Below are 13,305 nucleotides of genomic sequence, written 5' to 3'. Positions count from 1 at the left end.
GGGTCCGTGGTCGCGTCGGATGCGTCGGTTCGGGTCCGTGGTCGCGTCGGATACGTCGGTTCGGGTCCGTGGTCGCGTCGGATACGTCGGTTCGGGTCCGTGGTCGCGTCGGATACGTCGGTTCGGGCGCCTGGTCGCGTCGGATACGTCGGTTCGGGCGCCTGGTCGCGTCGGATACGTCGGTTCGGGCGCCTGGTCGCGTCGGATACGTCGGTTCGGCGGTGGGCGCTCAGAGGAGGCGGCGTTCGGCGACCGGATGGCCGAGGAAGCGGTGCATGGCGAACTCCCAGCCGTAGGAGCCCGCATACGGGAAGACGACGAGGTCTCCTGCGCGTACGCGGTCCACGCGCACATCGCGCAGCAGTGTGTCCTCGGGGGTGCACAGCTCGCCGACCACGGTCACGCGGGCGTGCTCGGCAGCGGGACGGGGACAGGACTCGGTCCAGCGGTCGACGGGCAGGACGGCGATGTTGTGCACGATGTCCCAGGAGGTGGGGAGCTGGAAATGGTTGATGCCGCCGCGCAGGACGGCGAAGGAACGGCCGTAGGAGTGCTTCACGTCGGTCACCTCGGCCGCGTACCAGCCGCAGTCGGCGACCAGGAAGCGGCCCGGCTCCAGGATGACCTTGACGCCTCTGGGCGGTTCGACCCGGGCCGCCAGCTCGCCGAAGCGGGCCACGTCGAAGGGTTTTTCACCTTCGAAGGCGACGCCTATGCCGCCGCCGATGTCGACGTGGCGCAGGTCGATGCCGTTCTCCCGCGCCGTGCGAACGCTCCACTCCACGCACCATGTCAGATACGCGGCCTGGGCGTCGGCGTCGAGATTGTTGGAGGCCGCATGGATGTGAAAGCCCGTGAGATCGAGGCCGGGCAGGCGCTTGGCCTCGCGCAATACGCCCGGCACGTCGGGCTCGGCGACGCCGAACTGGGAGGGCGCACCGCCCATCAGGAGTGAGCCGGTGACGGGGATTTCGGCCGGGTTGACGCGCAGCGCTACGCGGGCGGTGACGCCTTCGGCGACCGCGATCCGGCTGATGCGGCTCAGTTCGAGAAGGCTTTCGGCGTTGATGGCCTCGACCCCGGCCCGCACCAGGGCGGTGAGGACGGGCACGGACTTGGCCGGGCCCGCGGCGACGAGGGGTGCGGGCGCGGCGTCCGGCCGGCTCTCGTCCGGCAGGGCGTCAAGGGCGTCCAGGGCGAGTTGGAGTTCGGTGACCGATGCGACCTCGAAACCGTCGACGTGCGGGGCGAGCGCCTTCAGGATGCCGGGGAAGGAGTTGGCCTTCACGGCATAGTGCACGGCCGCCCAGTCGGGGAGCGCGGTGCGCAGTTCGTGGGCCCGTTCGGCGGCAACGGCGCCGTCGTACACATACGCCGACACGGGTGCCTCGGACTGCTGCGTCAGGTCGAGCAGATGGCGGCGGACGGCCTCGGGGAGTACGTCGACCGGGTAGGCGGATCGCGGGGCTGCGGAGGGCGGGAACTGGACGGACACGGCTTCTGCCTCGGGGGCTCGGGGATGGAGGGGCTGGGCTGACGGAGACTCAGTGCGGGCGCAGATCGCGGACGATCATGATGTGCGGACGCCAGCCGGGGTACGGCTCCGTACGCCCGACCGGCTCGAACCCGTACTTGGCGTACGTGGAGAGCATGATGCTGTTCTCCTCGGCGATGAGACCGGCGGCGCGCTCCTCGGTGCGTCCGGCGAGGAAGGTTTCGAAGAGTTCGTGCGCGACGCGGGAGCGGCGCCACCGGGGGCGGACGAGCACCTCGCAGAGGCCCACGGTGCGCTGGGGGTACTCACGGGTGAACTCCGGGCCGGGGTCGGGCGTCAGGCCTGCCCACCACAGCGAGTCCGCGGGCAGCGTGTAGCCGTAGAGGAAGCCGGCCACGTCGTCGCCGTCGAGTGCCGCGACGAGGGCGAAGCCGGGGCGGGTGGAGTGCCGCAGCAGCCGGTCGGATATGGGCGGGTCGCTGTGGTCTCTGAGGCCGAGTGCCTGAGCGTGGACGTCCTCGTAGACCCGCGCCCACCGGTCGGCGTCGGCGGCGACGGCGGCTCCGTCGAAGGTCCGGACGACCGGCGCACCGAGCGCCGCGGGCGGGGAGGGCACGTGCTGCGGGGCGGCGTGCGGCGCGGCGGTCGGTGCGGTCTGCAACGGCGGCACCGACAGGGTCTGTGATCGAGACATGGGTCCCCCAGGGTCACGGGATGCCCGGCTGCCGAGGACAGCCACTTAGGCGAGCCTAACCTAATACACCCGGCCACTCCGTCCAACCCTGGGGTCGCCTGTCCATGGGGCCCGGGGACCCGGGCCGGTACGGCGATGGGCGCGCGTCCGCGGCTGCTGGCACCTTTCCCCGGCCTGAGGGCGGACACCTTCGGTCCGGGAACCCAAGGGAGGCGCGAGTGAGCCGTTCACCGCCGATCCGTGAGCCGATCAGGCGATTCGCTCCCTGACGGCATGTCCGGGCTCGTACGCGCCCCGTTGATGAAGTCGATCAGAAGCTGATCGGCGACCGATCGCCGCCTGATCAACGAATGATCGGCCGTGGCCGACGTCCGGTCCTCGGTTGATCAGGACAACGGAGCGCGCAACCCAGGAGGCAGCAGTGAAGGTGCAGCGGATCGCTATCGCCACCATGGTGGCCCTGACCGTTGGCGGCACGGCGTATCTGGGCTCGGGAACAGCTCTTGCCGACACCCCCGGCGCGAACGCTTCAGGCGGCAGCTCCGGCGGCGAATCCCTGTTCCAGCAGAACACCGGACAGCAGGGACGGCAGAACAACTTCTGCTCCTCCCCGAACGACGTGGTCCTGCAATTCACCGGGGCGCGGGCGAAGGACCATTGCGTCACCATCGACGACTCCTTCACCAAGCACTCCGAATTCCGCGGCGGCGGCGCCGACGCGGAAGGCGGATCCAACACCACCTCCGGCCTGGTGCAGCAGAACGCCGCGCAACGTGGTCTGCAGAACAACTACTGCGCCAACCCCAACTCCGCCTCCATCATCCTCTCCGGGGGCACTCTGGAGACGCACTGCAAGGACACCAACAAATCGACCAACCACAAGGCTTTTGTTCACAACGGAGCGGCCAAGGCGAACGGGGGCTCCGCCGCGGCAGCGGAACTGGTGCAGCAGAACATCGCCCAGGAAGGCCGCCAGAACAACAACTGCGCGAGCCCCAACGGCTTCTTCCCCGCACCCACAAGCAGTGGTCCGGAGAGCGTCTGCGCAAACCACGACGCCTCGGCCAACAAGCACACCCGGACCAAGGGCAAGGGTGCCGCCGCCGAGGGCGGCTCCGGCCGGCTGCTCACCACGGACCAGCAGAACACCGCTCAATCCGGCCGTCAGAACAACAACTGCTCCAACCCCAACGCCGATGAAGGCGCCGGAGACTGTGCGAACAAGGACGTGTCGTCCAACGCCTACGCCTTTGTCAAGGGCGGCGGAGCCAAAGCCAACGGGGGCTCCGCCTCGATCGGCCAGGCGATCCAGCAGAACACCGCCCAAGAAGGCCGCCAGAACAACAACTGCAACAACCCCAACGGTTCGCAGGGAGGCGTGAGCAGCGACTGCGCGAACAAGGACGACTCGAAGAACGTCAAGACCCTCGTCAAGGGCAGGGGTGCGGAAGCCAACGGTGGTTCCGTCACCGGGGGCCAAGCGGTCGGGCTGTTCGAGCAGAACTTCGCCCAGGAAGGCCGTCAGAACAACAACTGCGCCAACGCCAACCGCTCGGTGATCACGACGAACGGAGGTGAGGCCGAGGGCTTTTGCGGGCACAAGGACGGCTCTGTCAACCGCAAGAGCCTTTTCAAACACGGGGGCGCAACGGCCGATGGCGGCTCGGCCGAAGTCGATCTGGTCCAGCAGAACATCGCGCAGGAGGGCCGCCAGAACAACAGCTGCAACAATCCCAATGAGGCGAACATCGAAGTGACCGGTGGCAGGTACAAGGTGGTCTGCGGCACCGCGGACCACTCCGCCAATGTGCGCACCACCGAGGCCTACGGCAGAGCCGAGGCCGAAGGCGGCAGCGGTACGACGGGCTTGTTCCAGCAGAACACCGCACAGACGGGACGCCAGAGCAACAACTGCGGCAACCCCAACAACCTGACGCTCACCGTCTCCGGCAGCCGCGCCAAGTCCCACTGTGTGGCCACGGACGATTCCCGGAGCATCGCCTCCGACATCCGCTGAGCCCTACCGCCGCTCCTGGGCGGCCCCACTCCCGGCCCCGGCTCGTGCCTCGTCCGAGCCGGGGCCGGCCCATGCCCGTGGGTGCTGCCGGAAGCGTCAGAGTTGCGGCGGCGACATCGTGAAGCGGGCGTTCACCCGCGCATACACGGTCTGCCGCTGCGGTTCCAGGTCCAGGGCCTGCGGTTCGTCGCCCCCCGCGCCCCCCGCGTAGCCGCGTGTTCGCGCGCCGCCCGGCGCCGGCGGCATGCTCGCCCCCGGGCCCTCGGCTCCCTCGTCGGCGAGTTCGACGAGGGCCGTCAGGTCCGCGCCGAGTGCGCCCGCGTACTCACGCGCCCGCTGCACCGCCTCCCGTACCGCCTGCTGCCGTGCGTCGCGATGGGCGGGCGAATCCGGGCGGAGCGCCCACCACGGGCCGTCGACGCTGGTCAGTTCGAGATCGCCGAGTCGGGTCACGAGTTCGCCGAGCGCGGTGAAGTCGGAGAGCGTCGCCCCCACACGCACTCGGCCGTGATGTGCCCGGATGCGCTCCCCCCGCCCCTTGTGGGTCAGTTGCGGCGTGATGACGAACGCGCCGGTCGACAGCTTCTCGACCGCCTCCCCGTATGACTTGACGAGGTCGAGGACGGCCGCGTTGCGCCGCGTCAGGTCGTCCAGCGCGGACCGCCGGTCGGTGCCGCGCGCGCTGACGGAAATGCCGATCCGGGCGATCTCCGGGTCGACTTCGAGCCGCGCCTCGCCGCGGACGGCGACGCGCGGGACCTCGGGGGTGCCGTACGGGGCGGGCTGCGGTGATGTCGTCATGGCGCCACTCTCTCAGGCCCCGGTGCACAGCGGGCCCTCCCTGCACCGGTCATCGACCGGATACCGGTCAAGGGTGTTGCAAAGACCCGCCCGTGGGCCAGAATCTACGCGCGTCGCCGATCGCGACCGAACCACAGCCGAACATTGAGGAGTCCCCGCCATGCCCTTCGACCGAAGGAAGTTCCTGGGCCGCACCGCGGCGACCGGTGCCGCCGTGGCGCTCGCCGGAGCGGCGACCGCGCCCACCGCTCACGCACAGAGCGGCGGCCGGCCCTCGAAGCGCTACGCCTTCACGGTCATGGGCACCACGGACCTCCACGGCAACGTCTTCAACTGGGACTACTTCACGGACAAGGAGTTCGACGACAAGGACCACAACGACGTCGGGCTCGCCAAGATCTCCACGCTGGTCGAGCAGGTCCGCAACGAGAAGGGCCGCGAGAACACCCTCCTCATCGACGCCGGTGACACCATCCAGGGCACCCAGCTCTCGTACTACTACGCCAAGGTCGACCCGATCACCGGCGCCGGGGGCCCCGTCCACCCCATGGCCCAGGCCATGAACGCCATCGGCTACGACGCCGCGGCCCTCGGCAACCACGAGTTCAACTACGGCATACCGGTGCTTCGGAAGTTCGAGGAGCAGTGCGACTTCCCGCTCCTCGGCGCCAATGCCCTGGACGCGAAGACCCTCCGCCCCGCCTTCCCGCCCTATGTGTTCAAAAAGTTCCGCACGCCCTGCGGCCGCGCGGTGCGGGTGGCGATCCTGGGACTGACCAATCCCGGCATCGCCATCTGGGACAAGGCCAACGTCCAGGGGAAGATGGCCTTCCCCGGCCTGGAGGAGCAGGCGGCGAGGTACGTGCCGCGGCTGCGCTCGATGGGTGCGGACGTGGTGATCGTGTCGGCCCACTCCGGCAGCAGCGGCACCTCCTCGTACGGCGACCAGCTCCCGTACATCGAGAACGCCGCCGCCCTGGTCGCCGAGCAGGTACCCGGTATCGACGCGATCCTCGTCGGCCATGCGCACACGGAGATCCCCGAGTACCGCGTCACCAACAAGGAGACAGGCAAGGAGGTCGTGCTCTCCGAGCCGCTCAAGTGGGGCCAGCGGCTGACCCTGTTCGACTTCGACCTGCTGTGGAAGCGAGGCGCCTGGACCGTGGAGTCGGTATCCGCCACGGTCCTCAACTCCAACGCCGTCGTCGAGGACCCGGAGATCACCGGAATGCTGGCCGACGAGCACCGCAAGGTCGTGGCGTACGTCAACCAGGTCATCGGCACCTCCACCGCCGCCATGTCCGCGACCGAGGCGCCGTACAAGGACGTCCCGGTCATCGACTTCATCAACCACGTGCAGGCGGAGACGGTGAAGGAGGCGCTGAAGGGGACCGAGCACGCCGAACTGCCGGTGATCTCGCAGGCCGCCTGCTTCTCCCGCACGGCGTCGATCCCCTCCGGGGACGTCACGATCCGGGACGTGGCCGGCCTGTACGTCTTCGAGAACACCCTCGAGGCACGGCTGATCACGGGCGCGCAGCTCAAGGACTATCTGGAGTTCTCGGCCCGCTACTACGTGCAGACCGCGCCCGACGCACCGGTCGACCCGACCAAGCTGACGAACGCCGCGAACACCCCGGACTACAACTACGACGTCGTCAGCGGCATCGCGTACGAGATCGACGTCGCGAAAGAGGCCGGCTCGCGCATCGCGAACCTGACCTTCGGGGGAAAGCCGGTCGCCCCGGAAGCACGGTTCGTCTTCGCCGTGAACAACTACCGGGCGAGCGGCGGCGGCAACTTCCCGCACATCGCCGCCGCCAAGCAGCTCTGGTCCAACTCCGACGAGATCCGAAACACAATCATCTCGTGGGTGAAGGCGAAGGGGAACATCGACGTGGACGCATTCGCCTCGGCCGACTGGAAGCTCACGCGTGACGGAGTTCCACTGTTCTGACGGCGCCACCATCCGGTCGACGCCCGCCCCGCATGCCGTCCGCACCGCCGTCCAGTCCGAAGGTCGTGAACGCGGTGCGGGCGGGCAGCGGGTAGGGCTCGTCGCACCGACCGCTCGCCGCCGTCAGGGAGTTGAGGATGACGGCACTCCGCCAGGCGGCCAGGCCCAGGTCGGGGGCGCCCACGCCGTGCGTGTGCCGCTCCGCGTTCTGGACGTACACCGCGCCGCGGACACTGCGGTCCATCACCAGCCGGAACCGGTCGTCGATGCAGGGCCGCTCGGAGGCGTCCCGCTCCATGTAGGGGTCGAGGGACGCGAGGAGGCCGTCGACACGGCGCTCGCGGTAGCCGGTCGCGAGGATCACGCCGTCGGTGGTGACCCGGCTGCGGGTGCCCTGCTGCACATGCTCCAGGTGGAGTTCGACGCGGCGGGTCCCGCTGCCGAACCGCCCGGCCGTACGGATGCGGACGCCGGGTGTGAGGACGACGTCGGGCCAGCCGCCGTCCAGCGTGCGCCGGTACAGCTCGTCGTGGATAGCGGCGAGCGTGCCGTGGTCGACGCCCTTGTGGAGCTGCCACTGCCGGGGCAGCAGCTCGTCGCGGGCCCGTTCGGGGAGGCCGTGGAAGTAGCGGGTGTAGTCGGGCGTGAAGTGCTCCAGCCCCAGCTTGCTGTACTCCATGGGCGCGAAGGCGGGGGTGCGCCCAAGCCAGGCCAGCCGTTCGCGCCCTGCGGGCCGGGCCCGCAGCAGATCGAGGAACACCTCGGCGCCGGACTGGCCAGAGCCGATGACCGTGAGGTGGTCGGTGGCCAGTAACCGCTCGCGGTGGGCGAGGTACTCCGAGGAGTGGACGACGGGGACGGCGGGTGACTCGGCGAGCGGGCGGAGCTGCTCGGGGACGTACGGCGCGGTGCCGACGCCGACGACGATGTTGCGGGCATGGACCCGGCCCAGGGCCTCGGCCTCGCCGTCCGCGCCGACCCGGGTGAAGTCGACCTCGAACAGCTCGCGTTCGGGGTTCCACCGGACGCCGTCGACCTGGTGCCCGAAGTGCAGTCCTGGCAGCCGCTCGCTCACCCAGCGGCAGTAAGCGTCGTACTCGGCGCGCTCGATGTGGAAGCGCTCGGCGACGTAGAACGGGAAGAGCCGGCCGCTGGCGCGGAGATGGCTGAGGAAGGACCAGGGGCTGGCCGGGTCGGCGAGGGTGACCAGGTCGGCGAGGAACGGGACCTGGATCGTGGAGCCCTCGATGAGCAGTCCGGGATGCCAGCGGAAGGCGGGGCGCCGGTCGTAGAAGGCGGTGCGCAGCCCCGGTACGCCGTCGGCGAGGGCGGCGAGGGAGAGGTTGGACGGGCCGATGCCGATGCCGACGAGGTCGAGCGGGCGGCCGGCGGTGCCGGTCTCCTCCCCGGCGGCCGCGGTGCGGGCCTTGGGAGGCACTGACTGCGCGGGTGCGGACTCGTCGGGTACGGCCTGCGCGGATGCGGCTCCGGCGGATGCGGCCCTGCCGGGTGCGGACTCGGCGGGTGCGGACTCGCCAAGTGCGGCCTCGCCAAGTGCCGACTGCGCGGATGCGGACTCGTCAGGTGCGGCCTGCGCAGATGCGGCTCCGGCGGATGCGGCCCTGCCGGGTGCGGACTCGGCGGACCGGGGCGGACGGGGCGCCGTCGAGGGCTGCCGGGCCGGCGGTTCCGTAGCCTGCCGTTCGGCTTCGGGCGCCGAGCGCGGCCCCGGCAGGGTCGGCGCGGTCCTCGGGGGTTCCGGGACCTCCGGGTTCGGGTCGGTCATACGGCCGCACTCCCTTCCACAACACCGAGAAGGATCTCGAGATCCGCGGGCCGGGTGTGCGGATTGAGCACGGTGGCCTTGAACCACAGCTTGTCCACACCGTCGCGGTGATCGGTGGCGCGGGCCCGTCCGAGGACGGCGCGGCCCTCGGTCATCAGACGGCGTCGCACGGACGCGACGCGCTCGTCGTCGGCGCCGGCCGGCCGGAAGAGGACCGTGGAGAGGGTGGGTCTCTCGTAGAGGTCGAAATCCGGGTGGGTCTCGACGAGGTCGGCGAGTCGCTGGGCGGCGGCGCAGGCGTGCTCGACGAGCACGGCGATCCCCGTGCGTCCGAGTGCGCGCAGTGTCACGGCGATCTTGAGGACGTCGGGGCGCCGCGTCGTACGCAGCGAGCGGCCGAGGAGGTCGGGGATGCCGGCCGCGGTGTCGTCCTCGGGGTTGAGGTAGTCGGCGCGATGGTCCAGCGGGGCCAGCGCCGCCCGGTCGGGAACGGCCAGCAGACCGGCGGCGACCGGCTGCCAGCCCAGCTTGTGCAGATCGGCGGTGACGGAATCGGCGCGTGCGAGGCCGTCGAGCTGAGGGCGGAGCGTGGTGCTGAACAGCAGCGGGAAGCCGTAGGCGGCGTCCACGTGGAAGCGGGCGGAGTGCGCGGCGCAGACGTCGGCGAGCTGCGGCAGCGGGTCGATCTCACCGGCGTCGGACGTACCCGCGGTGGCGACGGCGAGCACGGGGCCGCGCAACTCGCTCAGGGCCCGGTCGAGTTCGGTGGGGCTGAGGATCCCGGCGGGGGTGGGCAGCACGACGGGCTCGGGGAGCCCGAGGAGCCAGGCGGCGCGGGTGATGCTGTGGTGGGCGTTGGCCCCGCACACGACCCGCACGGGGCCGTCCTGCCCGGCTTCCGCGGCTTCCCCCGATGTACTTGGCCCCCCGGAGGCCCCGGGGGGCCCGGCCGTCCGGGCCAGTTCGCGGGCAAGCAGCAGGGCCATCTGGTTGGACTCGGTCCCGCCGGTCGTCACGAGCGCGTCCGGGGCCGGCCCCGCGGGGAACATCTCGGTCGCAAGTCCGCGGGTGACGAGATCTTCGAGCGTGGAGGCGCCCGGCGCCTGATCCCAGGAGTCCATCGACGGGTTGAGCGCGCTGGCGGCGAGGTCCGCGGCCGTCGCGACGGCAAGCGGCGGGCAGTGCAGATGGGCAGCGCACAGCGGGTCGGCGGGGTCCGCCGCGCCCTCGGCGAAAACCTGTACGAGCTCTCGCAGCACGGTCTCGGAACCGGCCCCGGCCTCGGGGATGAGCGGCTCCGCCGCTGCCTTGACGCGATGTCCGACGTCCCGCGGGCCCCCTGCCGGGATGGGCCCGCCGCGGGCGGAGGCACCCGCTTCGAGCGCCTCCAGCACGATGCCGAGCAGGGGCCGCAGAGAGCGCGGGCCGTCGGCCCCTCCGGCCAGCGGCGCCATGGAGCGCAGCGAACCGTGCGTGCCGTGGGTGCCTTGAGCGCCGTGGGTGCTGCCGTCCGGCGGCAGAGGCATGGGGTGTCCTTCGGGGAGTGCGTCGCCGGGCAGGCCAACCGGCGGCCGCCGGATCCGCGGCCAGTCCCCAGTCTGAGCGGGTACGCCCGCGGGACGTACGATGATCGCGCGATCAGAACCCGAAAGTGGTACCGCCGTGCGGCAGGAGGCCGGGCGGGCGGAGCCCACGGCCCCGCCTGTCCCGCCCGGTGGCCGCCGGGTCGTCGTCACCCGACTCCTGCTGCCGCACCGGCGGTGGACTCAGAGGGCGGCCGCCCCGTCCCGGACCCGCAGGGCCCGCCGCAGATCGTCCAGTTGGTCCGCGAGCCTGCGGCGCAGTGCCGGGATCGGGTCGTCGTCGCGGAGGCACTCCTCGCCAAGCCGCAGGGTCTGCGCGTCCACCGCGTGCGCCGGGAAGGCATGGCGGCCCAGGACCTCGCCGATGGCCGTGCCGCGCCGTGCGGATGCGGCGACGGCCGCCGGGAAGTACCGCGGCACGAAGTCCCGGAGCAGGCGGTGCTGTTCGGGCTGCCAGAAGCCCTGAGCCGTGGCTGTGACGAGGTACGCGGACAGGTCGTCGCTCTCGAACATCTCCGTCCAGGCGGTCTTCTTGGCCTCCGCGTCGGGCAGGGCGGCCCGGCAGCGGGCGGCGCCTTCCTCGCCCGTGGCGCTCGGGTCACGTTCCCGTTCGGCGGCGATGTCGTCCCGCGTCGCGGCGCCAAGCGCCGAAAGCCGCCCCAGCACGCGCCACCGCAGCTCCGGGTCCAGCTCGGGCCCGCCGGGGACGGCCCCGGCGGCGAGCCACTCGCCCATGGTGTCGGGGTCGGTGGAGCTGTCGATGAACGTACGGAGCGCGGTGAGCCGCCGGCCGGGGGCGGTGCCGTCCTCGGTGATGCGCAGCATGCTGCGGCCGATGGCGGTGAGGGTCTTCAGCGCGTCGGGCCGCGCCTCGGGCGGCAGGAAACGGTCGGCGACGTGGACGCTCGCGAAGGTGAGGACTCCGTGCACGATGGCGTTGTCCGGCTCGTACGGCAGATGGGCACGGGCCGCGTCCAGGTACGCGGCCGGCGCGAGGTCGCCGTCGCGGACCATGTCGCGGGCGGCGTTCCAGATGACGGCGCGGGAGAGCGGATCGGGCACCCCTGAGAGGGAGTCGACCGCGGTCCGCCAGGAGCGTTCGTCGAGGCGGATCTTGGCGTAGTCCAGATCCCCGTCGTTCAGGAGCACCAGGTCGGGTCGGCGGCCCGGGTACGTGGGGCGGGCACCGCCGTCGGCGCCGTCCCGCGCGCCGGCTTCCTGCGCGCCGGCGCACCCGCCGTCCCGCGGGATGTCGACCTCGAACCGCTCCCGCAGCACCAGGCGGCCCGGCTCGACCAGATCGTGGTCGTACGCGCCGACCGCGACGCGGTGCGGACGGCTGCCCTCGCGGTGCACGGTCAGGCTCCAGCCGCCATCCGCCTCCTCGGCGGGTTCCGCGGTGAGGGTGTCGACGCCGGTGGTGCGCAGCCAGGCCTCGGCCCAGGCGTGCACGTCGCGGCCGGAGGCGCGGGAGAGGGAGTCGATGAAGTCGGCGAGCGTGGCATTGCCGAACCGGTGCCGCGCGAAATGGACGTTGATGCCTGCGAGGAAGTCGCGCTCACCGAGCCAGGTGACGAGCTGGCGCAGTGCGGACGCGCCCTTGGCGTAGGAGATCCCGTCGAAGTTCAGACGCGCCGCTTCTGTATCCGGCACGCCGTCGGGCTCGGGGGCGACGGGGTGGGTGGAGGGACGCTCGTCCGCGTCGTAGCCCCAGCTCTTGCGGGCGACGGCGAAGTCGGTCCAGGTGCCGGTGAAGTCCGTGGCCTCGGTGAGGATCTGAAATCCCATGTACTCGGCGAAGGACTCGTTCAGCCAGAGGTCGTCCCACCACTTGAGGGTGACCAGATCGCCGAACCACATGTGCGCCATCTCGTGGGCGATGGTCATGGCTCGGCTCTGCCGCTCGGTGTCGGTGACGGCGGAGCGGAAGACCAACTCGTCGCGGAATGTGACGAGTCCGGGGTTCTCCATGGCGCCGAAGTTGAACTCGGGCACGAACGCCTGGTCGTAGGAGTCGAACGGATACGCCTCGTCGAAGATCTCGTGATAGCGCTCGAAACAGCGGCGGGTGACGGCGAAGAGCTCGTCCGCGTCGGCGTCGAGGTGCTCGGCGAGCGACCGTCGTACGTGCAGCCCGATCGGCAGGCCGTCGATCTCGCTGCGCACGGAGTGGTACGGGCCGGCGGCCACGGCCATCAAATAGGTGCTGATCGGCGGCGTCGCCGCGAGCCGCCGGCGCCCCTCGCCCGTCTCCTCGGCGATGCCGTTTCCCAGGACGGTCCAGTCGGCGGGCGCGGTGACGGCCACCTCGAAGACGGCCTTCAGGTCGGGTTGGTCGAAGCAGGCGAAGACGGCGGGCGCATCCGTCATGCAGCACATGGTGTAGAGGTACGTCTCGCCGTCGGCGGGGTCGGTGAAGCGGTGCATGCCCTCGCCGGTGCGGGAGTAGCGCATGTCGGCCTCGATGCGCAGCTCGTGCTCTCCCGCCGTGAGCCCGGTGAGCCACAGCCGGCCGTCGGCGAAGGTCTTCCCTTCGAGCTTCCGCCCGTCGAGCACGGCGCTGTGCAGGGTGTCCGGACGCAGCTCGACGAACGTGTCGGCCGACTCGTTCGCCGTGAACGCGATGACGGTGGTCGAGCGGAACAGTTCGTCGCCGCGCGTCAGATCGAGATCGATCGCGTAGCGCCGCACGTCGAGGAGGCGGGCTCGGGTCTGCGCTTCGTCGCGCGTGAGAACGGACATGCGCCCATGCTGCCGCATGCCCTGCGGGCGGCGCAGGTGCGTACAGGCACGCGGCGCCCCACCCATGCGCGTACGCCTCACCCGTACCCACCGTGCCCGCCCTTCGGGCGGACGACGCCACGTTGAAGGCGGGGCCTAGGGCCTGTGTGATGTCGTGATCAATCTTGCTGATCCGGATCTGTATGGAGGGGTGCATCGGGTAGGAAGAGGGGTGTGACGCGCAGGCAACT

8 protein-coding genes are annotated in these 13,305 nt (G+C 70.9%); 2 read left to right on the top strand and 6 right to left on the bottom strand.

Annotated elements, in window-relative coordinates; genetic code table 11:
* Window positions 1–229 precede the first annotated feature (229 nt).
* Window positions 230–1,495, bottom strand: a complete 1,266-nt coding sequence (locus tag AB0M26_RS27820) for a type III PLP-dependent enzyme (protein ID WP_365265147.1) — start codon at window positions 1,493–1,495, stop codon at window positions 230–232.
* A 49-nt stretch (window positions 1,496–1,544) separates the two neighbouring features.
* Window positions 1,545–2,189, bottom strand: coding sequence for a GNAT family N-acetyltransferase (locus tag AB0M26_RS27815; RefSeq protein ID WP_365265145.1), 645 nt, complete (start codon window positions 2,187–2,189; stop codon window positions 1,545–1,547).
* A gap of 421 nt (window positions 2,190–2,610) precedes the next feature.
* On the opposite strand from AB0M26_RS27815, the gene AB0M26_RS27810 reads away from it, so the two are divergent.
* The gene (locus tag AB0M26_RS27810) at window positions 2,611–4,206 is read left to right on the top strand and encodes a hypothetical protein (protein ID WP_365265144.1); all 1,596 of its coding nucleotides are present in this window, start codon (window positions 2,611–2,613) and stop codon (window positions 4,204–4,206) included.
* Between the two features lie 96 nt (window positions 4,207–4,302).
* Here AB0M26_RS27810 and AB0M26_RS27805 read toward each other — a convergent pair whose 3' ends face one another.
* The gene (locus AB0M26_RS27805) at window positions 4,303–5,007 is read right to left on the bottom strand and encodes an SIMPL domain-containing protein (protein WP_365265142.1); all 705 of its coding nucleotides are present in this window, start codon (window positions 5,005–5,007) and stop codon (window positions 4,303–4,305) included.
* Window positions 5,008–5,167: 160 nt separating this feature from the next.
* Here AB0M26_RS27805 and AB0M26_RS27800 point away from each other — a divergent pair, with 160 nt between their 5' ends.
* Window positions 5,168–6,964, top strand: coding sequence for a 5'-nucleotidase C-terminal domain-containing protein (locus AB0M26_RS27800; RefSeq protein WP_365265140.1), 1,797 nt, complete (start codon window positions 5,168–5,170; stop codon window positions 6,962–6,964).
* Here AB0M26_RS27800 and AB0M26_RS27795 read toward each other — a convergent pair.
* The 3 genes from AB0M26_RS27795 to pepN all read right to left on the bottom strand — a co-directional run bounded on the left by AB0M26_RS27795 (window position 6,936) and on the right by pepN (window position 13,075).
* On the bottom strand, window positions 6,936–8,750 hold the full coding sequence (locus tag AB0M26_RS27795; RefSeq protein ID WP_365265138.1) for a SidA/IucD/PvdA family monooxygenase: 1,815 nt from the start codon (window positions 8,748–8,750) through the stop codon (window positions 6,936–6,938). The genes AB0M26_RS27800 and AB0M26_RS27795 overlap by 29 nt on opposite strands.
* Entirely contained in the window at window positions 8,747–10,204 is a 1,458-nt protein-coding gene (locus AB0M26_RS27790) for a pyridoxal-dependent decarboxylase (RefSeq protein WP_365265174.1), read from the bottom strand. The genes AB0M26_RS27795 and AB0M26_RS27790 overlap by 4 nt, the downstream gene beginning before the upstream one ends.
* Before the next feature lie 312 nt (window positions 10,205–10,516).
* A complete protein-coding gene (pepN, locus tag AB0M26_RS27785; RefSeq protein WP_365265136.1) occupies window positions 10,517–13,075 on the bottom strand; it encodes an aminopeptidase N in 2,559 nt (852 codons plus the stop codon).
* Between the last annotated feature and the right edge of the window lie 230 nt (window positions 13,076–13,305).

Origin of the sequence: Streptomyces sp. NPDC051776 (assembly GCF_040681345.1) — a bacterium.
Taxonomy (GTDB): Bacteria; Actinomycetota; Actinomycetes; order Streptomycetales; family Streptomycetaceae; genus Streptomyces.
The sequence above is the reverse complement of the archived record's forward strand: the minus strand, read 5'-3'. Positions and strand labels throughout refer to the sequence as shown.